General features: G+C 63.5%; 21 protein-coding genes. 12 read left to right on the top strand and 9 right to left on the bottom strand.

Annotation, left to right across the window (positions count from 1 at the left end):
• Positions 1–71: 71 nt before the first annotated feature.
• Both NL528_RS44315 and NL528_RS44310 read left to right on the top strand, forming a co-directional pair.
• Positions 72–965 carry a dioxygenase gene (locus NL528_RS44315; RefSeq protein ID WP_309180639.1) on the top strand — a complete coding sequence of 298 codons (894 nt, stop codon included), beginning with the start codon at positions 72–74 and terminating at the stop codon, positions 963–965.
• Between the two features lie 86 nt (positions 966–1,051).
• Entirely contained in the window at positions 1,052–1,540 is a 489-nt protein-coding gene (locus NL528_RS44310; protein WP_309180637.1) for a type II 3-dehydroquinate dehydratase, read from the top strand.
• A gap of 55 nt (positions 1,541–1,595) precedes the next feature.
• Here NL528_RS44310 and NL528_RS44305 read toward each other — a convergent pair whose 3' ends face one another.
• From NL528_RS44305 to NL528_RS44295, 3 genes are read right to left on the bottom strand one after another with little or no spacing between them, the layout of a single operon-like run.
• Positions 1,596–3,155 (bottom strand): MDR family MFS transporter, encoded by a 1,560-nt coding sequence (locus tag NL528_RS44305; RefSeq protein WP_309180636.1) that lies wholly within the window; start codon positions 3,153–3,155, stop codon positions 1,596–1,598.
• 2 nt (positions 3,156–3,157) lie between these two features.
• On the bottom strand, positions 3,158–4,324 hold the full coding sequence (locus tag NL528_RS44300) for an HlyD family secretion protein (protein ID WP_309180635.1): 1,167 nt from the start codon (positions 4,322–4,324) through the stop codon (positions 3,158–3,160).
• A complete protein-coding gene (locus tag NL528_RS44295; protein ID WP_309180634.1) occupies positions 4,317–4,796 on the bottom strand; it encodes a MarR family transcriptional regulator in 480 nt (159 codons plus the stop codon). The genes NL528_RS44300 and NL528_RS44295 overlap by 8 nt, the downstream gene beginning before the upstream one ends.
• 157 nt (positions 4,797–4,953) lie before the next feature.
• On the opposite strand from NL528_RS44295, the gene NL528_RS44290 reads away from it, so the two are divergent.
• A complete protein-coding gene (locus NL528_RS44290) occupies positions 4,954–5,442 on the top strand; it encodes a transcriptional repressor (RefSeq protein WP_309185273.1) in 489 nt (162 codons plus the stop codon).
• Positions 5,443–5,557: 115 nt separating this feature from the next.
• Positions 5,558–6,433 (top strand): DMT family transporter, encoded by an 876-nt coding sequence (locus NL528_RS44285; RefSeq protein WP_375144115.1) that lies wholly within the window; start codon positions 5,558–5,560, stop codon positions 6,431–6,433.
• Between the two features lie 236 nt (positions 6,434–6,669).
• Here the strand turns inward: NL528_RS44285 and NL528_RS44280 are convergent, their stop codons facing one another.
• Positions 6,670–7,545, bottom strand: a complete 876-nt coding sequence (locus NL528_RS44280; RefSeq protein WP_309180632.1) for a sulfurtransferase — start codon at positions 7,543–7,545, stop codon at positions 6,670–6,672.
• 260 nt (positions 7,546–7,805) lie between these two features.
• On the opposite strand from NL528_RS44280, the gene ispG reads away from it, so the two are divergent.
• The 3 genes from ispG to NL528_RS44265 all read left to right on the top strand — a co-directional run bounded on the left by ispG (position 7,806) and on the right by NL528_RS44265 (position 11,514).
• Entirely contained in the window at positions 7,806–9,101 is a 1,296-nt protein-coding gene (gene ispG, locus NL528_RS44275) for a flavodoxin-dependent (E)-4-hydroxy-3-methylbut-2-enyl-diphosphate synthase (protein ID WP_309180631.1), read from the top strand.
• A gap of 105 nt (positions 9,102–9,206) precedes the next feature.
• Positions 9,207–10,103: a TauD/TfdA family dioxygenase gene (locus tag NL528_RS44270; protein WP_309180630.1), complete on the top strand. Its 897-nt coding sequence runs from the start codon at positions 9,207–9,209 to the stop codon at positions 10,101–10,103.
• A gap of 73 nt (positions 10,104–10,176) precedes the next feature.
• Entirely contained in the window at positions 10,177–11,514 is a 1,338-nt protein-coding gene (locus NL528_RS44265; protein ID WP_309180629.1) for a Rieske 2Fe-2S domain-containing protein, read from the top strand.
• A 144-nt stretch (positions 11,515–11,658) separates the two neighbouring features.
• On the opposite strand, the gene NL528_RS44260 is transcribed toward NL528_RS44265, so the two are convergent.
• Positions 11,659–13,266, bottom strand: a complete 1,608-nt coding sequence (locus tag NL528_RS44260) for a Na+/H+ antiporter (RefSeq protein WP_309180628.1) — start codon at positions 13,264–13,266, stop codon at positions 11,659–11,661.
• Between the two features lie 69 nt (positions 13,267–13,335).
• On the bottom strand, positions 13,336–13,710 hold the full coding sequence (locus NL528_RS44255) for a nuclear transport factor 2 family protein (protein ID WP_309180627.1): 375 nt from the start codon (positions 13,708–13,710) through the stop codon (positions 13,336–13,338).
• 106 nt (positions 13,711–13,816) lie between these two features.
• On the opposite strand from NL528_RS44255, the gene NL528_RS44250 reads away from it, so the two are divergent.
• Both NL528_RS44250 and NL528_RS44245 read left to right on the top strand, forming a co-directional pair.
• The gene (locus NL528_RS44250; protein ID WP_309180626.1) at positions 13,817–14,245 is read left to right on the top strand and encodes a GFA family protein; all 429 of its coding nucleotides are present in this window, start codon (positions 13,817–13,819) and stop codon (positions 14,243–14,245) included.
• A 90-nt stretch (positions 14,246–14,335) separates the two neighbouring features.
• On the top strand, positions 14,336–16,099 hold the full coding sequence (locus NL528_RS44245; RefSeq protein WP_375143961.1) for a caspase domain-containing protein: 1,764 nt from the start codon (positions 14,336–14,338) through the stop codon (positions 16,097–16,099).
• A 76-nt stretch (positions 16,100–16,175) separates the two neighbouring features.
• On the opposite strand, the gene NL528_RS44240 is transcribed toward NL528_RS44245, so the two are convergent.
• Positions 16,176–16,814: a DUF1345 domain-containing protein gene (locus NL528_RS44240; protein WP_309180623.1), complete on the bottom strand. Its 639-nt coding sequence runs from the start codon at positions 16,812–16,814 to the stop codon at positions 16,176–16,178.
• Positions 16,815–16,866: 52 nt separating this feature from the next.
• Positions 16,867–17,790, bottom strand: coding sequence for a farnesyl diphosphate synthase (locus NL528_RS44235; RefSeq protein WP_309180622.1), 924 nt, complete (start codon positions 17,788–17,790; stop codon positions 16,867–16,869).
• Positions 17,791–17,976: 186 nt separating this feature from the next.
• On the opposite strand from NL528_RS44235, the gene mtgA reads away from it, so the two are divergent.
• The 3 genes from mtgA (at position 17,977) to NL528_RS44220 (ending at position 19,734) form a co-directional block, all read left to right on the top strand.
• Positions 17,977–18,648: a monofunctional biosynthetic peptidoglycan transglycosylase gene (gene mtgA / locus NL528_RS44230; RefSeq protein WP_309180621.1), complete on the top strand. Its 672-nt coding sequence runs from the start codon at positions 17,977–17,979 to the stop codon at positions 18,646–18,648.
• A gap of 155 nt (positions 18,649–18,803) precedes the next feature.
• On the top strand, positions 18,804–18,989 hold the full coding sequence (gene rpmF / locus NL528_RS44225) for a 50S ribosomal protein L32 (RefSeq protein ID WP_027540899.1): 186 nt from the start codon (positions 18,804–18,806) through the stop codon (positions 18,987–18,989).
• Between the two features lie 130 nt (positions 18,990–19,119).
• Complete coding sequence (locus tag NL528_RS44220) at positions 19,120–19,734, top strand: hypothetical protein (protein WP_309180618.1); 615 nt, start codon at positions 19,120–19,122, stop codon at positions 19,732–19,734.
• A 1-nt stretch (position 19,735) separates the two neighbouring features.
• On the opposite strand, the gene NL528_RS44215 is transcribed toward NL528_RS44220, so the two are convergent.
• On the bottom strand, positions 19,736–20,017 hold the full coding sequence (locus NL528_RS44215) for a hypothetical protein (RefSeq protein ID WP_309180617.1): 282 nt from the start codon (positions 20,015–20,017) through the stop codon (positions 19,736–19,738).
• Positions 20,018–20,124: the final 107 nt, after the last annotated feature.

The following is a 20,124-nucleotide window of genomic DNA, read 5'->3' as shown; positions in this document are numbered from 1 at the left end:
CCGAAGCCTTCGGCTTCGACCTCTCCCCGCAAGCGGGGCGAGGTGACCTGAACGGCTCTAGGGAGGTCGGCATGATCATCGAACGTCAGCAGGATGTCACGGTTGCCGCGGCATCCGTGATGGAACGGACGTCCGATCCGCGGCTGCGCGAAATCATGGTGTCGCTGGTCAAGCACCTGCACGGCTTTGTCCGCGACGTCGGCCTGACCGAGGCGGAATTCCGCGATGCCGCCGCGATTCTGGCCGAACTCGGCAAGCTTTCGACCGACACCCACAACGAAGTCATCCTGATGGCGGGTTCGCTCGGGGTCTCATCGCTGGTGTGCCTCCTGAACAATGGCGATCAGGGCAACACGGAAACCTCGCAATCCCTGCTCGGGCCGTTCTGGCGGCTGCACTCGCCCAAAGTTGACAACGGCGGCTCCATCGTCCGGTCGGAGACCCCGGGCGCGCCGCTGTTCGTCACCGCGCGCGTGGTGGACCAGGCGGGAAATCCGCTTCCCGGAGCGGAAGTGGATATCTGGCACGCCTCGCCGGTCGGGTTGTACGAAAACCAGGATCCCGAACAGGCGGACATGAACCTGCGCGGCAAGTTCACCACCGATGCCGACGGGCGTTTCTGGTTTCGTTCAGTGATGATGATCGGTTATCCCATTCCGACCGACGGCGTGGTCGGGCGCCTGCTGAAGCTGCAGGACCGGCATCCCTATCGGCCGGCGCATCTGCACGCGCTGATCTTCAAGCCGGGATTCAAGGTTTTGGTTTCCCAGGTCTACGATCCCGCCGACCCGCATATCGACAGCGACGTGCAGTTCGGCGTCACCAGGGCGCTGATCGGCAATTTCGTGCGTCATGAGGAGCCGCATCCGACGGACGCCGATGTAGGTCGGCCCTGGTATTCACTCGACTACGTCTACAGGATGGAAGAAGGCGACGCCGTGCTGCCGCGGCCGCCGATCAAGTAGCGGGTACCTGCGCCGTGTCAAAATTCCCGGCAAAATGGCTGGGCGGCTAGAGCAACGTCTCATTGATACAAAAGGGGGGAGCCACGATGGCTATCAAGATCATGATCCTGAACGGACCTAATCTGAATTTCCTGGGCATTCGGGAGCCTCACATTTATGGCTCGACGACGCTCAAGGAGATTGAAGCGAGTTGTGAGGATGCGGCTGATTATCTCGGGGTCTCGATCTCGTTTCACCAGTCAAATCTCGAAGGCGAACTGGTCAATTTGATCCAGTCGGCGCACGGGACGTTCGATGCCATCATTATGAACCCGGCAGCCTACTCGTTTACGTCGATAGCACTGATCGACGCCCTGAAAATATTCGAGGGCCCAAAGATCGAGGTCCATATCTCCAATATTCACGCGCGCGACGATCTGCACCGGCATTCGATTACGTCGAGCGCTTCCACCGCCGTCATCTGCGGCCTCGGTCCTTACGGATACATCGCCGCCATCCTGGCTGCCGTGCAAAGGCTGGGGAAGTTGCCCGATGTGGTTCCGGCATCGTTGCACGGCTTGCGGGCGAAAGCGTAGCACTATCACCCACGTCGTCCCGGCCTTCGCCGGGACGACGAACAGCGCGCCCCTTCTACTCGATCACCGCATGCTCCGCCGGCGCGGCTTGCGCCCGCAGCGTGGCCTTGGTCGAGCCGATCATGATCGCGAGCGGGATCGAAGCGAGAATGAACAGCATCACCAGCTGATAGTCCTGCGAAAACGCGATGATCTGCGCCTGAATGCCGACCATCGCATCCGCCATGGCGCGGCCGGTGTCGGTGTTCATGTCGATCATGCCGGCGACATTGGGCATCTGCATGGCGTGGTTGAACGGATTGATGTGCTCGGAAAGATTGGCGTAGACGCGCCGCGATCCCTCGGTGAGCTGCGCGATCACGACCGAAATACCGATCGAAGAGGCGACGTTGCGCATCAACGTCAGCATCGAGGTGCCGTCGGTGCGCAAATGATTGGGCAGCGTCAGGAACGCCACCGTGCTCAGCGGCACGAACACCAACCCGAAGCCAAAGCCCTGGATGATGCTCAAGGTGACGATCTCGGGGACGCCGGTCTGGTCGGTCCAGCCGGTCATGTAGAACAGCGACAGGCCGGTCAGGCTGAGACCGCTGATGATCAGCGTGCGTGCCTCGATAAAGCGCATCAGGCGGCCGACCAGCATCATGGCGACGAAGGTGCCGGAGCCGCGGGTCGCCAGCAGCACGCCCGCGGTGATGATGGGGTAGCCGATCACGTTCTGCAGGAACGGCGAGGACAGCGCCATGGTCGAATACAGCACGAGCCCCATCACCGCCATGAAGACGCAGCCGCCGACGAAATTGCGGTCCTTGAACAGCGCGAACTGGATGAACGGCTTTGACGTCGTCAGCGAATGCGCGAAGAAATAATAGAAGCCGATGCCCGAGACGATGAACTCGCCGATGATCTCGCCGGATTCCAGCCAGCCCAGCTGTTCGCCGCGGTCGAGCGCGATCTGCAAGGAGCCGATGCCGATCGCCAGCGCCGTGAAGCCGAACCAGTCGAATCGCAGATCGAGGTCCTTCCTGGTCTCGTCCATGAACACCATCAGGCCGAGCACGGTGAAGATGCCGAACGGCAGATTGACGAAGAACACCCAGTGCCAGGAATAGGTTTCGGTCAGCCATGCGCCCAGCGACGGGCCCATGATCGGGCCCATCATCACGCCCATGCCCCAGATCGACATTGCTTTTGCCCGCTCCCGCAGCGAATAGGAGTCGAGCATGACCGCCTGCGACAGCGGCACCAGCGCCGCGCCGAACACGCCCTGCAGCAAACGGAACAGCACCATCTGGTTGATGTCCTGCGCCAGGCCGCACAGCACCGAGGCGATGGTGAAGCCGCCGGAGCAGATGATGAAGATGCGCTTGCGGCCGAAGCGGTTGGCGATCCAGCCGACCGGCGCGGTCATGATCGCGGCGGCGACGATGTAGGAGGTCAGCACCCAGTTGATCTGGTCGGTCGAGGCCGACAGCGTGCCCTGCATGTAGGGCAGCGCGACATTGGCGATGGTGGTGTCCAGCGCCTGCATGATGGTCGCCGTCATGGCGCAGATCGTCACCATGTTCCGGCGCAGGCCGGGAACGGCGGATGGTGATGGGCCCGGCGTCGGCATGGCTATTCCTGGTTGGCGACCGCCGGCGAGAAGCCGAGCAGGCCAGCCAGCGAACGGCGATGGTTGGTGTCGATGGTGGCGTAGACGCTCATGCCGGCCTTCAGCTTGGCGACGAACTTGTCGTCCTTGTCGAAATAGATCCGCACCGGGACGCGCTGCACCACCTTGACGAAATTGCCGGTGGCGTTCTGCGGCGGCAGGATCGCGAATTGCGCGCCGGTGCCGGGCGAGAGCGAGCCGACCGTGCCCTTGAACACGTGGTTGGGGAACGCATCGACGTCGAGCGTGACGGGCTGGCCGACCGCGACATAGGTGAAATCGGACTCCTTCGGATTGGCGTCGACCCAGGGGTTGGCGACATCGATGATGGAGAACACCGGCGCACCCGCCATCGCGAAGCGCCCGAGCTGAATCTGGTCGACCTGGGTGGCGATGCCGGCCATCGGCGCGCGCATCACGGTGTGGTCGAGATTGCGCTCGGCGATCCCGAGCGCCGCCTTGGCTTGCGCGTAGGGCGGAAACTGTTCCAGCGGCAATTCGGGATTGCCGAGCAACTGGGCCTTGGCGTTGGAAAGCTGCTGCTTGACGAACTGGGCCTGTGCGCCCGCGGTAACGAGGCTGGTCGCCGAATTGTCGAGGTCGAGCTGCGAGCCGACATTGCTCTTGACCAGCGCGGACTTGCGATCGACGTCGCGCTGCTTCAGATCGATGCCCTGCTGCGCGAGATCGAGCATCTGGCCGTAGATTTTGACGTTGGCGACCAGATTGTCGTAGGTCGTCTTGGCCTGTTCGAGCGTCGCTTTGGCCTGGTCGACGGCAAGGCGGAACGGCACCGGGTCGATCTCGAACAGCACGTCGCCTTCATGGACCTGCTGGCCTTCCCTGACCACGACCTTCTCGATCTTGCCGGAGATGTCGGGCGTGATCAGCACTTTCTGCGCGCCGACATAGGCGTCGTCGGTGGTCACGTAGCGGCCGCCATTGAGATAGAAGGTGAGGCCGGCGATCGCCGCCACCAGCGGCAGCACCACCAGCAGCAGAAAGCGGCGGTAGCGGCGCAGGCCGGCCATCAGCCGGCGGCGCGGCTCCGCGGCGATCTTGCTGCGGGGCGCGGGAGACGCCGGGCTGCCCTTCTGTTCGGGCGGGAATTTGAGGACGGGATCAGCCATAGCGCTGCTCCTTTCTGGGAGGCTCGCCGGCTGGGTTCTGGATGGCATTGCGAATGTTTTCCTTGACCGATTCCAGTTGGGCGAGCAGGCGGTGGGCATCGGCGGGATTGATGCCCTCCAGCGCGGTCGCGGTGATGTCGGAGCGCAGCCCCGAGAGCTTGCCGAGCAGCGGACGCGCGGCCTTGCGCAGATACAGGCGGTTGACGCGGCGGTCGGTCTCGTCGTCGCGGCGTTCGATCCAGCCATTGTCGCAGAGCTTGTCGATCAGTCGCGTCAACGTGATCGGCTGCATCTCCATCTGTTCGGCTAGTTCCGTCTGCTTCAGGCCCTCGGTACGCTCGACCTTGGCCAAAACCGCCCATTGCGCGCGGGTGATGCCGTAGCGCGCGGCCTGCTTGTCGGCATAGGCGCGCACCAGTCGTTGCAATTCGCCGAGCGTAAACAGGAAGTTCATATCCACGGAACCGCGCATGGTCTTTCCCCGCCTCCATAAGCTTTGGATATAATAAGCTAGCTTATGAATTCCGCATGGCAGGTTAACAATTGGCTGACCTGCTCTGAGAACATGGCTGGGGCGCGTGATGCGCCGGGCTTTGGGATTGCAGGCAAAAATGCTACAAATCGGGGTGATGACCCTGACAAAACCTACCTTCCCCGCGCCCGGCCACGATCACGGCCGCTGCACTGCGGATGCGATGACGCATGCCGAGCAGGTTTGCGCGCGGCGGGCGCAGAAATTCACGCCGATCCGCCGCCACGTGCTGCAGGCGCTGCTGTCCAGCCACCGTCCGCTCGGCGCCTATGAGGTGATCGACGAACTCGCCAAATCAATGCCGCGGCCGGCGCCGATCACTGTCTACCGCGCGCTGGATTTCTTGATGGAAAACGGGCTCGTCCACCGCATCGAAAGCCGCAACGCGTTTCTGGCCTGCGCGCATGACCATGACGCCACCGCCATGGTGGCTTTTCTGATCTGCGATCATTGCGGCTCGGTCGGCGAGATTCCCGCGGCCCCGGTGGCGCAAAGCCTCAATGCGGCGGCGCGCGCCCTGGGTTTTGCGCCGAAACTCTCGGTCGTCGAAATCGCCGGCACCTGCGCGCACTGCCAGAAACAATAACAAGAACACGGCGCCAAGCCGGCCACGAGGATCGATGTCGTCAACCCAGGTGATTTCTCCAAATCAAGCCGTCTCCACGACCGGGCGCGAGCTCAGCGCGGGGGCCATCGCCCTGATGCTGATGCTGTGCCTGAGCTGGGGTTTCAACCAGATCGCAGTCAAGCTGGTGCTGCCGGACGTGCCGCCGATGCTGCAGGCGCTGATCCGTTCCGCCGGCGCGTTGCCGGTGCTGCTCGTCATCGGCCGGCTGCGCGGCACGAAATTCTTCGAGCGTGACGGCACGCTGTGGGCCGGGCTGTCGGCGGGCGTGATCTTCGGCATCGAATTCGTGCTGATCTATCGCGGCCTGCTGCTGACCTCGGCGTCCCGCGCGGTGGTGTTTCTGTACACCGCGCCGTTCTTCGTGGCGCTGGGGTCCTATGTGTTTCTCGGCGAGCGGCTGCGCGCCTGGCAATGGGGCGGGCTCGGCCTGAGCTTTGCCGGCGTCGCGCTCGCGATCGGGGTGCCGCAGCCCAACGTCGATTCGAATGTGCTGCTCGGCGATCTTCTGATCGTCGCCGGCGGCGCGCTATGGGCGACGACGACCCTGATCGTGAAGGCCACCGCGCTGATCAGGGCGCCCGCGGAAAAGGGCCTGGGCTATCAGGTGGCGTTGTCGATCCCGATTCTCGGCCTTGCGGCGTGGATATCGGGCGAGCGGATCACCCACGTCCCGAGCCCGCTGTCGCTGTCGCTGCTGGCCTATCAGTCGTTCTGGGTGGTCGGACTGACCTTCCTGTTGTGGTTCGCGCTGGTGAAGGCCTATTCCGCCAGCAAATTGTCGGCGTTCACCTTCATCACGCCGCTGTTCGGCGTCGCCGCCAGCTATTTCATCATGCACGACACGCTGACGCTTGCATTCGGCGCCGCGGCGCTGCTCGTGATCGCGGGGCTCTATCTCGTCAACAAGCCCGATTCGAAGGTCGTGCCGGATCCGAATGTGCCGGCGTGATTGCCACCCCCGCCATTGCGAGCAACGGTCGTAGGATGGGTAGAGCTCTTGCGAAACCCATCAACTACACCGACGAAGGATGATGGGTTTCGCTTCGCTCTACCCATCCTACGAACTCACCGCGTCATTGCGAGGAGCAATTGCGACGAAGCAATCCATGCTTGAGCAAGCCGTGCGATGGATTGCTTCGCTTCGCTCGCAATGACGCGGTGAGAACGGCCCGAGCGCATAACCCGTCAACCCGTCTCGATCGGCAGCGACGAATCCCTGGCCCATTCGCCCATCGAGCCGTCGTAGAGCGTGAGGTTGTCGTAGCCGAGCTGGTCGAGCAGGAACAGATCGATCGTGGCCGAGATGCCGCCACCGCAATAGGCGACCACGCGCTTGTCCCTGGTGATGCCCTGGGCGGCGAATCTCTTCTCCGCATCGGCGAGCGGCACGAAAGCCTTGGTCTGGGGATCGAGCAAGGTTGCCGCCGACACATTGCAGCTGCCGGGAATGCGGCCCGGCCGGCCGTAGCGGCTGGGCTCGAGACCCCTGTGGAATTGCGGCCCGAGTGCATTGACAACGACGGTGTTGCGCCTGGCGCTCGCGGCAAGAACCTCGTGCTTGCCGACGAAATATCCGGGCTTCGGCTTCGCCGTGAACGTCGCCTGCGAATATCCCTTCGCGGCTCCGGTCTCGATCGCGCGGCCTTCGGCCTTCCATTTGTCGAGACAGCCGTCGAGCACCGACGCGTTGTCGAAGCCCAGCGATTTCAGCATCCACCAGAACCGCGTCGCCCACATCGCGGTGCCGATCGAATACAGCACCACCCGGCTGTCGGCCGATATCCCGTGACGGCCGAACGCAGCCTCGAGCTGGGCGACCGCGGGCATCATGAAGCGGAGCGCGGTCGTCTGGTCGGAGAACTCGCCCTGCAGGTCCAGAAAATCCGCGCCCGGAATATGCCCGGCCTCGAACGTATGCCGTCCGGGGACCGCGAGATAGGGAACCCCGCTGCCCTCGGGCGCAGGCTCGAGATAGGTCGTGCAATCGAACAGGCGGATATCCGCGTGAAGGAGGATGTCGGCGAGTTCCGCCGTGGTGATCAGCCCGCTCCGCTCCGCCATTATCTCCTCCCTCACCTTGTTTTGTCCGATGCTATTGGGTGCGATCGGCCATGAAAAGGCGGCAGATTGCCCTTTGAATCCCGTGATTCCCGTCCAATATAGCGGTGAGGCCTGGCGTCCCCGGGGCGCCCTTGCTTTCGACCCCAGCCCGCGTAATAAGCTATTGAATTAACAGCGTAAAATTTCCAATTCCGACGAAGGCGCCGCGCGCGCTCCCATCCCCTTGGTGAATGTCACCAAAACCTGATATTCGAGACGCCATGAACAAGCCTGAAAAACCGTCCCAAGAAAAACTTCAAGGCGACGTCGCCGGACCCAGCGCCCGGCATAAGACCACGCAAGTCATGGTGGGCAAGGTCGCCGTCGGCGGCGGTGCGCCGATCGTCGTGCAGTCGATGACCAATACCGACACCGCCGATATCGAAGGCACCATTGCCCAGGTCGCCGCGCTGTCGCGTGCGGGATCCGAGATGGTGCGCATCACGGTCGACCGTGAGGAAGCCGCCGCTGCTGTGCCGCACATCCGCGATGGCCTGCGCAAGCTTGGCATCACCACGCCGCTGATCGGCGATTTCCATTACATCGGCCACAAGCTCCTGGCGGACTATCCGGCCTGCGCCGAGGCGCTCGACAAATACCGCATCAATCCGGGCAATGTGGGCTTCAAGAACAAGCGCGACACCCAGTTCGCCGACATCATCGAGATCGCGAACAAGAACGACAAGCCGGTCCGCATCGGCGCCAACTGGGGTTCGCTCGATCAGGAATTGCTGACCAAGCTGATGGACGAAAACGCGCTGCTTCCCTCACCGAAGGATGTCCGCGCGGTGACCCGCGAAGCCATGGTGCAGTCGGCGCTGTTGTCGGCGGCACGGGCGCAAGAGCTCGGCATGCCCAAGAACAAGATGATCCTGTCGGCCAAGGTGTCGGCGGTGCAGGATCTGATCGCGGTCTATCAAACCCTTGCCGAACGTTCGGACTACGCCATCCATCTCGGTCTCACCGAGGCCGGCATGGGCTCGAAGGGCATCGTGGCCTCATCGGCTGCGCTCGGCATTTTGCTGCAGGGCGGCATCGGCGACACCATCCGCATTTCACTCACGCCCGAGCCCGGCGGCGATCGCACGGTGGAAGTCCAGGTCGCGCAGGAGCTGCTGCAGACCATGGGTTTCCGCACCTTCGTGCCGCTGGTGGCGGCATGCCCCGGCTGCGGCCGCACCACCTCGACCACGTTCCAGGAACTGGCGCGCTCGATCCAGGACTTCATCCGCGAGGAAATGCCGGGCTGGAAGACGCAATATCCCGGCGTCGAGGAGCTCAACGTCGCTGTCATGGGCTGCATCGTCAACGGCCCCGGCGAATCCAAGCACGCCAATATCGGCATCTCGCTCCCCGGCACCGGCGAAGCGCCGGCCGCGCCCGTGTTCGTCGACGGCAAGAAGTTCCGCACCCTGCGCGGCCCGAGCATTGCCGCCGATTTCAAGGCGCTGGTGATCGACTATATCGACCAGAAGTATGGCGCAGGCAGCAAGACGCCGGTGACCGCGGCGGAGTAACCATTCGTCGTCCCGGCTCAAGGCCTCGACGACGAAACGGATGCATTGCGCTTCGCATTGCGTGAGCTACGATGATCCCAATCAAGAACGATTGGGAGAACGTCGATGAGTTCGCTTTCCGGCAAGCACGGACCCCGCTATCGGCACCTCGCCGACGAAACCGAACCCTACGAGACCATCGGCGTCGAAAAACTGACGCCGATCATCGGTGCCGAGATCTCGGGCGTCGATATCGGCAAGCTCGTCTCCGACGATGCGCGCTCCAATCGCCAGATGGATGAGATCCATCGGGCGCTGGCCGAAAACCTCGTGATCTTCTTCCGCGACCAGCACATCACGCCGCAACAGCATCTCGCCTTCGGGCGCAAATTCGGCGATCTGCACATTCACCCTGCGGCGCCCCATGAGGGCAACGACCCGGCGCTGATGAAGATCTATGCCGACAAGGATTCGCCGCGCGCCAATGGCGAGGGCTGGCACACCGACGTGTCCTGCGACGTCGAGCCGCCGATGGGCTCGATCCTCTACATCCGGCAATGCCCGCCGCGCGGCGGCGACACGCTGTTCGCCAATATGTATGCGGCATATGAGGCGCTGTCGGACCGGATGAAGGCCTATCTCGAGGGGCTGACCGCGCTGCATGACGGCGAATCGACCTATCGCGGGCTCTACGCCAATTACGGTGTCGCCGACCGCCCGAGCTATCCGCGCGCCGAGCATCCGGTGGTGCGCACCCATCCGGTGACGGGCAAGAAGGCGCTCTACGTCAACCGCGGCTTTACCCGCCACCTCATCGGCATTCCCCGCGACGAGAGCGACGCCATGCTGGCGTATCTCTACCAGCACGCCGAAAACCCGCTATTTCAGTGCCGCTTCCGCTGGACTGAAAACGCCATCGCGTTCTGGGACAACCGCTGCGCCCAGCACCGCGCGATGTGGGACTACTGGCCGCACACCCGCGCCGGCACGCGGGTGACGGTGAAGGGGGAGCGGCCGGTGTGAGCTGAACCGCGTTGACGCCCCGCTTCGCCTGCGCCAAGCTTGCTCAAAATCAATAAGATCCCGGAGGACGCTCATGCTCCGCGCAGAAGACAACAAATTCCTCACCGAAAGCGGTGCGGGCACCGGCATGGGCGAATTGCTGCGCCGATTCTGGATGCCGGTGCTGCTCTCGAAGGAGTTGCCGGAAGCCGACGGGCCGCCGAAGAAGATCGTCGTGATGGGCGAGGAGTTGCTCGCGTTCCGCGACTCTAGAGGCGTGGTCGGCGTCATCGATCAATATTGCCCGCATCGCGGCGCCAATCTCTGGCTCGGCCGCAACGAGGAATGCGGCATTCGCTGCGTCTATCATGGCTGGAAATTCGACACCGACGGCCGCTGCGTCGACATGCCGACGTCCTACCCCGATCTCAACGCCAAGGACCTGATCCGCATCAAATCCTATCCGGTGCGCAAATGGGGCGACATGATCTGGGCCTATATGGGCCCGGCGGATGCCGTTCCGGAATTGCCGGCGCTGGAAATGGCGCTGGTGCCGCCCTCGCATCGCTACGTCACCAAGAAATGGCAGGACTGCAACTGGGTGCAGGCGATGGAAGGCTCGATCGACACCGCGCATTTCACCTTCGCGCATCTGAGCTTCGAGAAAGAAGAGAACGAAATCCTCGATATCAAGAAGCACTTCGTGAATCCGCTGACGCGGGTCGCGACCGACCACATGCGCTGGATCGCCGAAGATCCCCGCCCGGTGATCAAGATCAATCCGCACGATGCGGGTCTCACGGTCGCCGGCGGACGGCTCACCGGGTCAGACAATATCTACTGGCGCATCGCCCAATTCCTGATGCCGATTCACGCCTATGCGCCGAGCTCGATGCCCGGCGAGAATATTTTCGGCCAGAGCTTTGTTCCGGTCAGCGATACCAATTGCTGGATCTACACCTATGCCTGGAATCCGGAGCGTCCGCTGACGCAGGCCGAGCGCGATGGCTACGACCGCGGCAACGGCGTGATGTCGATGGTCGACGAGAATTACATTCCGCTGCGCAACAAGGGCAACGACTATCTGATCGACCGCAAACTGCAGAAGACCAGCAGCTATACCGGCATCAAGGGCGTGTCCGAACAGGACGCGGCGGTGCAGGACAGCCAGGGTCCGATCGCGGACCGCACCCGCGAACATCTCGGGCCGACCGATCTGGGCATCCTGCATTTCCGCAAGCTCGTGATGGATGCGGCGCGCGCGCTGCAGCAGGGGCAAGCGCCTTCACACCTTGCGCATCAGGACCGTTATACGGTGCGTTCCGGCGCCTGGGTGACCAGCAAGGCCAAGGATCTGACTGCGGTCATGATCGAGCGGTTTGGCGACGCGGCGGGTTATGTCGGGCGGCCGCGGACTGCGGCGGCGGAGTAGCCAAAGTCCATCCCACCGTCATTGCGAGCCAACGGGTCGCGCGAATGCGCGCCCGATGACAGGCTCCGCGAAGCAATCCATCTCGCGGCTGGCGAAGTAAAGAGTGGATTGCTTCGTCGCTTCGCTCCTCGCAATGACGTCTAATTACAGCGGTATCCTGCGATATTCGCGGTTGGAGAGGCTCGCTTCCTCCAGATCGAGATCGCGCTCGATCCGCCGCCGGGTCTCGTCGGTGATCTTGCCGTCGCGCAAGAGGGCGTGGATGAATTTTCGCTCCGTTGCAATCAATTCACGTGTCAGCGCGGTCCCCGCCGCCGTGACGTCGTGCGCATCGGGATCGAGCGAATCCGGCAATTGATTGGCGCGGATCTCGTGCCGCGCCCGCAGCAGTTTTACCACCTCGTCGGACAATTCGCGATCGTCCGTCATGGCGTCGAGCGATTCCAGCGCCTTGGCGAGCGCCTCGCGCCGGGCCGCGATTTCAGATTCGTGCTCGACGATGTGTTCGTCGCGTCCGTCGTCGGCAACGCCGAGCCATCGCACCAGCGGCGGCAGCCCCAGGCCGGTTCCGATCAGCGTGATCAGGATGACGCCGAAGGTCACGAACAGGATCAGGTCGCGATACGGAAAAGCCTCGCCGTTTGAAAGCGCATAGGGCAGCGCGAGCGCCGCCGCCAGCGATACCGCGCCGCGAACCCCGGTAAATGCGATCACGAACACCCTGCGCCAGGACGGGTAGGGGTCGCGCTCGCGCAGCCGCTTGTTCAGCGCTCGCGGCAAATAGGTCGCGGGATATACCCAGGCAAAGCGGGCAATGACGACAATGAATACGACCAGCCCGATGGCAGACACGATCTCCCCGAGCGGAAACGCTTTCGATTTCTCCAGCAGCGAGCGCAACTGGAAACCGGTCAGCAGGAACAGCAGGCCCTCGATCAGGAAGATCACGAGGTCCCAGAAGAAGACGCCCTGCAATCGCGTCGCGGCGGAAATCAATAGCGGGCCGTTCCAGCTCATATAGAGGCCGCAGGCGACGGTCGCGATCACGCCGGAACCGCCGAAATGTTCGGGAATCCAGTAGGCGACATAGGGCGTGATCAGCGACAGCGTGATCTCGACCTGCGGGTCACGTGCGCGGTGGCGCATGCGCAGGCTGAGCCAGCCGACGGCGGCGCCGAACAGCACTTCGGCGACGACAATGACCAGGAATGCGCCCGCCGCTTTCGGCAGCGAAAACATGCCGGTCGAAATCGCCATCACCGCGAAGCGGTAGAGGATCAGCGCGGTGGCGTCGTTGGCCAGCCCCTCGCCCTCGAGCACGACGAGGATCCGGCGCGGCAGCCCGAGCTTGCGGGCGATTGCCAGCGGCGCCACCACGTCCGGAGGTGCAACGATGGCCCCCAGCAGGAAACCGACTGGCCAGGGCAAGCCGATCAGGTAATGCGTGGCAGTGGCGACCGCGAAGGCGGTGAAGATGACTCCGCCGACCGCGAGCAGGGAGATGACGCGGAGATTGAACTTGAATTCGCGCCAGCTCATGGCGACGCTGGCCGAATAGATCAGCGGCGGCAGCACCACCAGCAGCACCAGTTCGGGTGGCAGTTCCAGCGACGGCATGCCCGGCACGAACGCGAGCACGATGCCGGTGAGCAGCAGCAGGATCGCCGGCGCGACGTTGACCCGGCGCGCCAGCAGGGCGGTTCCCGCCAGCACGGCAAGCAGGATCAGGAAAATCTGAAATTTGGCTTCCATGGCCCTTCAATTCGCCCGGAAGACCCTTGAGGTCAATCCGGCCGGACGACGGAGGTGCTGCGGTGCGGCTTATTCACGCAGATCGTAGCGATAGGATTTGGAGACGATCTGCCAGCCGTCGGCAAGTTTCATCGCGACCAGGTAGTCGGTGAAATAGCGCGGCGGCAATTGGCAGCGCACCTTGATGAAGGCGGTGGAGTCATCGGAGCGGTCGATGGTGACGATGAAATCCTCGCGCGGCTTGCCTTCCGCCTTGGCCGACGGCCGCTTGCGCACGCGGTCGAGCCAGTCGGGTACGGTCAGGACCTGCAGCTCGCCTTTTTCCAGCCAGCGCAGATCGGCGGTGGGATGAAAGATCGCCCCCAACTGGTCGGCATTGCCCTCATACAGGCCGTCGAAATAATTCCTGACCACGGCTTCGACGGTCGATCGGTCATGGCTCACGGCGGGTCCTCCGATTGGCTGATTGATCTTTGTTCGAATTGAATTAAGCCACGAACAGACCAATTGCGCTACGGCTGGCTTTCATCTTCATGCGAGGAAATTCCCGGTGGCAGGTTCAAAAAATCCGAATGCTCGCATTCTTGCCGGAGAATGCTTCTGCGGTGCGGTACGCTACGCCGTGGCGGACGCGTTTGCCTATGCCCTCAACTGTCATTGTTCGAATTGCCGGCGCACGACCGGCTCGGCGTTCAAGCCGTTTGCCGCAATCGAACGCGATAAATTCAGGGTGACCGAGGGCGATAGCGACCTGATGACATATGGCGAGGAGACCGGTCACGACGCGCACTGCAGGCGTTGTGGTTCCCTGCTCTATTCGGTGGTGCGCGACGGTACCTTTGTCCATGTCGCGATGGGGACCCTCGTCGATGATCCCTCGATCCGCCCGACCGCGCATATTTTCGTCGGCTCGAAGGCGCCATGGTACGTCATCACCGACGGCCTGCCGCAATATCAGGGGCATGTCACGGCGGACTGATCGCGGATCGTGACATAACTCACAAAGCCCGGCTGCGGCTTCTGGTAGGCATGCGGGTGTGTTAGAACGTGCGAGTTCCGGAAGCGGATCATGAAATCGGGATCGCTAAGATTGGATCGCTTTTTCCCTCGATTTTTCCTCGGATTTTTGGCTGCCGCACTGCTGTTGCTGTGCCAGCCGGCCTTTGCCGAGAAGCGCGTGGCGCTGGTGCTCGCCAATTCCGCCTATCAAAACGTCGCGGCGCTGACCAACCCGGTCAATGACGGTACCGTGATGGCGGCGACGCTGAAGGACGCCGGCTTCGATGTCGTCGATTTCCGCCGCGATCTTCTGGCGGCCGAGACCCGCCGCGCGCTGCGCGACTTCGCCGACCGCGCGCGCGACGCCGATATCGCCGTGGTTTACTACGCCGGTCATGGCATCGAGGTGGACGGCGCCAATTATCTGATTCCGGTGGACGCAAGGCTGGAGCGCGACACCGACGTCTATGACGAAGCGTTTTCGCTCGACCGCATCCTGATCGCGATCGAGCCGGTCCGGAAATTGCGGCTCGTGATTCTCGACGCCTGCCGCGACAATCCCTTTGCCAAGAGCATGAAACGGACGGTGGCGTCGCGCGCGATCGGGCAGGGGCTGGCCAAGGTCGAGCCGAGCAGCCCGAACATGCTGATCGCCTATTCCGCCAAGGCCGGCTCGACGGCGGCCGACGGCGACGGCAAAAACAGCCCGTTCACGATCGCGCTGTCGAGGCATCTGACGACGCCGGGGCTCGATGTGCGGCGCGCCTTCGGGTTTGTTCGCGACGACGTGCTCAAGAGCACCGGCAACCGGCAGGAGCCGTTCGTCTATGGTTCGCTCGGTGGCGACGACGTGCCGCTGGTTCCCGCGCCGGCCCGAGCGGCGCAGCCACCCGCGCCCACGGCGCAGAGCGAGGCCCGCCGCGACTACGAGCTGGCGCTGCAGGTCGGCAACAAGAGCGCGCTGAATGCTTTCCTCGCGCAATATCCGGACGGATTCTACGCAAGCTTGGCAAAGCTTCAGCTTGAGAAGATTGCCGCCGAGGAAACCCGGGTCGCCGCCACCGAAAAGGCACGGCTGGCCGAACAGGAGCGCGCGCGGCTCGTCGCCGAAGGCGCGCAGAAGGCGCAGCAGGCCAAGGCTGACGCCGCCGCCGGGGCCGCCGAGCAGGCGCGCCTTGCGGCCGAGAAAGCCAAGCAGATTGCCCAGGATCAGGCCGCCGCTGCCGAGCAGAAACGCGCCGCGGCCGAAACGCTCCCGTCCGACAAGACCGCTGCCGCTCCGGCACCCGCCGACAAGGAGATGAACCTTGCAGCCCTGAACGCCGGGCCGCCGCAGGCCGATGTCACCAAATCGGTGCAGGCTGAACTGCGCCGCGTCGGCTGCCTGACCGGCGCCGCTGATGGTGACTGGAATTCGTCATCGCAGCGTTCGCTCATGCTGTTCAACCGCTATGCCAAGACCAAATTCGACACCAGGCTGGCCAGCACCGATGCGCTCGATGCGATCAAGCTGAAGACGTCGCGGGTCTGCCCGCTGGTCTGCGAGCGCGGTTTCAAGGCCGATGGCGACCGTTGCAGCAAGATCGCCTGCGCCGAAGGCGCGTTCCTCAACGACGATAATGAATGCGAGAAGCGGACGGCGAGAAAGCCGGTCGCCAGGCGCGACAGGCCGGAAGCAAAGCGAGTTATTGCCAGGCCTTCCCATGCACCGACTTCACCGCGAACGGCTGCCGGTTTACCGGGTATGGGCCAGTCGGGCGAGCCGCTTACCGGCGAACAACGTGTTTGGGGTTGCAACACGAACAGCGCCATCATGTCAGGAAAGTGCCCATAACCACGGCTGCGTGTTATCGAACACGCTGAGTCCCAGCTTAAGGCCGGGACGACGAGGATGGATTTCGCGCGCTTCGCTAGATCGCACTCGCGGCGATGTTCACCATCAACGCCACCAGCGCAGTATTGAACACGAACGAGATGATCCCGTGCACGGTCGCCGTGCGGCGGATGATCTTGTCGGTGATGCCGACGTCTGACACCTGCGCGGTCATGCCGATCACGAACGAGAAATAAATAAAATCCCAATAGTCGGCATCGGCATGCTGGTCGCCGCTCGGAAACTGCAGGCCGCCGGGTTTGTCGCCGCGGTAAAATTCGTGGGCGTAGTGCAGCGAAAACGCGGTGTGCACCGCCGCCCATGACAGCGCGATCGTCCCCGTCGCCAGCGCCAGCCCGGGGACGCTGCGGTTCGAGGCGCCGAGTTCGAACACGATGGCGGCGATGCTGGCAAAGGCGCCGAGCGCCGTCACCAAAAGAATCAGAAAACGGCCATCGTCCTGCAGCGCCGCGTTGAGCCGGACATGCCGGACGCCGCTGCTCAAGACCATGGTGAAGACCAGCACTAGATAGAACGCGACGAAGACGTCCCAGCCGATCAGCGCCCGCGTCACCAGCCGCAGCGAGCCGGGCAGCAGGAAGAACGCGACGATCCCGATCAGAATCGAAATGAAGGTGCGCGGCCGCCCATAGACCACGCGGACCGGCTTCGGCATTTCCTGAATCGATGAAGGCGTTCCTCGAATTCCTTGCCGGGCATCTGGTTCCCTAGCTCTTGCGTTCGGCGACAAAGTGCGCCGCCGCCCGCAGCACGTCACCCCTGGCGCCGAAGATCGACAGCGCCGAATCGGCGCGCGCCAAAAGGTCGCGCACGCGCTGCCTGGCGCCGTCGATGCCGAGCTGGGTGACGAAGGTGGTTTTGCCGAGCGCTGCGTCCTGGCCGGTCTGCTTGCCGAGGGCGGCGGCATCGCCCTCGACGTCGAGCAGATCGTCGGCGATCTGGAACGCTTCGCCGAGCGCGCGGCCGTAATCGTCGAGCGCCTGATATTGTTTCGGCGTGGACTGGCCGAGGATCGCGCCGGCGATGCAGCCATAGCGCAACAGCGCGCCGGTCTTCATCTGCTGCAGGCGGGCGACGTCGACCGGCTCGCGGTCGCCGAACCGGCCTTCGCCGGCGAGGTCGAGCATCTGGCCGCCGACCATGCCGCCAAGGCCCGATGCGCGCGCCAGCGCCTGGGTCAGCAGCAGGCGGACCGTTGGGTCCTTGTGGATCTGGTCGCGGGTGATGATGTCGAACGCCAGCGTCAACAGCCCGTCGCCGGCGAGGATCGCGGTGGCGTCGTCGGTCTTCTTGTGCAGCGTCGGCCGGCCGCGGCGCAGATCGCTGTTGTCCATCGCGGGCAGGTCGTCATGGATCAGCGAATAGCAGTGGATGCATTCGAGCGCGGCACCGGCCAAAAGCGCGGCCTCGCGGCCGACGCCGAACACGGCCGAGCTCTCGACCACCAGAAACGGCCGCAACCGCTTTCCTCCGCCGAGGCTGGAATAGCGCATGGCGTCCATCAGCCGCTTCGGCCGCGCGATCTCGTCGGGCAACAGCGCGTCGGACAACAATCTTGCCAGCAGGGCTTCGGTATCCTCCGCGGTCTGGTCCAGTCGTTTCGAGAAGTCTGCAATAGTAGCGGTCGTCATCAAGAATAACTCCAGATCGATTTCGGCCGGACAATCGTTGATGCCACTGGCTTCGTCAATTCCGCTGGCCGGCCGGAAACGCCTTAAAAGGGCTGGAAAAACCGGTAATTATCATGGAGATGTCAGCTGATACGGGCTTGTTCATCGGCCCCGGGGCCGGGCGGCTCGAACCGGAAGCATCCTGATTTGCGCTTGGTCCGAATTCTTTTGCTGATTTTGCTGGTCGTGCTGCTGCTGCCCTATCTGCTGACGCCGCTCTATCGCACCGGCCATCCGGTCTCCACGCTGATGGCCTGGCGCTGGCTGAGGGGCGCCCAGGTGATGCGGCCATGGACCGATTTCCATGCGATTTCGTCGGCGCTGCCGCGTTCGGTGGTCGGCTCCGAAGACGCCAGATTCTGCAGCCATCGCGGGGTCGATTGGGGCGCGCTGCGCGAAGTGATCGACGACGCCGAGGATGGCGATGTGGCGCGCGGCGGCTCGACCATCACCCAGCAGGTGGCCAAGAACCTGTTCCTGTGGCCGGGCCGCAGCGTGGTCCGCAAGGCGCTGGAGCTGCCGCTGGCGCTATGGATTGACCTCGTGCTGCCGAAGCAGCGGGTTCTCGAGATCTATCTCAATATCGCCGAACTCGGGCCCTCCGGGCAGTTCGGCGCCGAAGCCGGCTCGATTTACGCCTTCGGCCATTCCGCCGCGACGCTTTCACCGCGCGAGGCGGCCCTGCTGGCGGCCATCCTGCCCAATCCGGTCAAGCGCAGCGCCCGCAATCCCGGCCCCGGCGTGCGGCGCCTGGCCGGGACCTATATGGCGCGGGCGAATGCGGTTCAGCGATGCTGGAGCGAAAATCGTGCTTTTTGAGCCAATTTTTGGCCGTTTTAACCGCAACCCGGCCTAGCTTTACGCCACCCCATCCTCTATAAGCGCGGCCTTATCGGCATTTCAGCCCGCGCGGGATAAGCGCCGGGCGTCCGCACCCGGACGATGCCCTCCGACAACACCCCTAGAGGACCGTTATGGCCGTTCCCAGAAGAAAAACCTCGCCGTCGCGTCGTGGCATGCGCCGCTCGGCGGATGCGCTCAAGAAGCCGACCTATGCCGAGGACAAGGATTCCGGCGAATTGCGCCGTCCGCACCACCTCGACCTCAAGACCGGCATGTACAAGGGCCGGCAGGTCCTGAAGGCCAAGAAAGAGTCCTGATCGGGCTTTGCGGGCAGGGCGCTGCGGCGCCTGCCCGAATTCGACCACCGAGAGGTATGACAGTTCCCGGTGGCGGCGCGGACAGCGCCGCACCAGGGAATGTTCCGGTTCTACCAACAGGGCCTCGCCGATGATCGGCTTTCCGCTGCTTCTGATTCCGCTCGCGGTCTACAACATCATCGTCTTCCTGATGCCCGGCGTGTCCTTCGCCGATCCGCTGATCAAGCTGACATTAGTGTCGGGTGCGGAATGGCAGGTGACGCTGAGCGACATTCTGCTCGGGCTCGGCATTCTGCTATTGCTGTTCGAAGTCATCAAGGGCGCGCGTCCCGGCGCGAAATATCTCACCGACCATTTGCTGTCGCTGATCGTGTTCGGCGCGGCCGCGGCCGAATTCGTGCTGTGGCCGAAATTCGCAACCTCTACCTATTGCCTGCTGACGCTGCTGGCGCTGGTCGATTTCCTGTCCGGCATTGCGCTGCGCACGCGCCGGTCAGCGCTCGCGACCTCGCCCGCCACCGTTTCCAGAAAGAGCGCGAGAAAAGCTGATCCGAAAGCCGATCCGCCGGTGGCCGAGCCTCAATTCGAACCGGTCCACGCGCCTGCGGCATCGGTGCCGCCCGCAGCCTCCGTCGCCGAATCCGTGCTGCTGGATCACCACGAACCGACGCTGGCGCAGCCTGCGGTGCAATCCCCGGGACTGCAGCCGGGCGGTAGCCCATCGCCGGATACACCGCAGCGCTAACTCAAATAATTTGCCGGGTCCGGAAGCCGACCCGCGGGCGCGGGTGCGGACCGTAAGCGATCTGCGCGTCGGCCAGCGAGGCCCGGCGCAGGCTTCGGGTCTGCGGCGCCTGCTCGGCGGTCGCGATCAGTTGGGTGACAAAGCCCGGATCGGGGCGCGTGAGGGGGCGTTTCGGCAACCAATGCACCGACGCGGTCACCGGCACGAGCTCGACAGAGGCGGGCCCAGCGTCATCCAGGACCTCGCCATCCAACACCTGCTCTGATCGATCGATATCCAGCATCGCACACCGTAACCGACTGAAATGTCACGTTTTGGGACGTTACGTCCCCTGCGATCTGACCCTCGCAAGCCCTATGCCGGTTCGTTGTAGATCGTTCCCGGCGGGTG

The organism is Bradyrhizobium sp. Ash2021, from assembly GCF_031202265.1.
Lineage (GTDB): Bacteria > Pseudomonadota > Alphaproteobacteria > Rhizobiales > Xanthobacteraceae > Bradyrhizobium.
The sequence above is the reverse complement of the archived record's forward strand: the minus strand, read 5'-3'. Positions and strand labels throughout refer to the sequence as shown.

Bases quoted from the DNA above. Each gene is read 5' to 3' on its own strand.
- NL528_RS44315 (WP_309180639.1), top strand. From the start codon at position 72: ATGATCATCGAACGTCAGCAGGATGTCACGGTTGCCGCGGCATCCGTG.
- NL528_RS44310 (WP_309180637.1), top strand. From the start codon at position 1,052: ATGGCTATCAAGATCATGATCCTGAACGGACCTAATCTGAATTTCCTG.
- NL528_RS44305 (WP_309180636.1), bottom strand. From the start codon at position 3,155: ATGCCGACGCCGGGCCCATCACCATCCGCCGTTCCCGGCCTGCGCCGG.
- NL528_RS44300 (WP_309180635.1), bottom strand. From the start codon at position 4,324: ATGGCTGATCCCGTCCTCAAATTCCCGCCCGAACAGAAGGGCAGCCCG.
- NL528_RS44295 (WP_309180634.1), bottom strand. From the start codon at position 4,796: ATGCGCGGTTCCGTGGATATGAACTTCCTGTTTACGCTCGGCGAATTG.
- NL528_RS44290 (WP_309185273.1), top strand. From the start codon at position 4,954: ATGACCCTGACAAAACCTACCTTCCCCGCGCCCGGCCACGATCACGGC.
- NL528_RS44285 (WP_375144115.1), top strand. From the start codon at position 5,558: ATGCTGATGCTGTGCCTGAGCTGGGGTTTCAACCAGATCGCAGTCAAG.
- NL528_RS44280 (WP_309180632.1), bottom strand. From the start codon at position 7,545: ATGGCGGAGCGGAGCGGGCTGATCACCACGGCGGAACTCGCCGACATC.
- ispG (WP_309180631.1), top strand. From the start codon at position 7,806: ATGAACAAGCCTGAAAAACCGTCCCAAGAAAAACTTCAAGGCGACGTC.
- NL528_RS44270 (WP_309180630.1), top strand. From the start codon at position 9,207: ATGAGTTCGCTTTCCGGCAAGCACGGACCCCGCTATCGGCACCTCGCC.
- NL528_RS44265 (WP_309180629.1), top strand. From the start codon at position 10,177: ATGCTCCGCGCAGAAGACAACAAATTCCTCACCGAAAGCGGTGCGGGC.
- NL528_RS44260 (WP_309180628.1), bottom strand. From the start codon at position 13,266: ATGGAAGCCAAATTTCAGATTTTCCTGATCCTGCTTGCCGTGCTGGCG.
- NL528_RS44245 (WP_375143961.1), top strand. From the start codon at position 14,336: ATGAAATCGGGATCGCTAAGATTGGATCGCTTTTTCCCTCGATTTTTC.
- NL528_RS44240 (WP_309180623.1), bottom strand. From the start codon at position 16,814: ATGCCGAAGCCGGTCCGCGTGGTCTATGGGCGGCCGCGCACCTTCATT.
- NL528_RS44235 (WP_309180622.1), bottom strand. From the start codon at position 17,790: ATGACGACCGCTACTATTGCAGACTTCTCGAAACGACTGGACCAGACC.
- rpmF (WP_027540899.1), top strand. From the start codon at position 18,804: ATGGCCGTTCCCAGAAGAAAAACCTCGCCGTCGCGTCGTGGCATGCGC.
- NL528_RS44220 (WP_309180618.1), top strand. From the start codon at position 19,120: ATGATCGGCTTTCCGCTGCTTCTGATTCCGCTCGCGGTCTACAACATC.
- NL528_RS44215 (WP_309180617.1), bottom strand. From the start codon at position 20,017: ATGCTGGATATCGATCGATCAGAGCAGGTGTTGGATGGCGAGGTCCTG.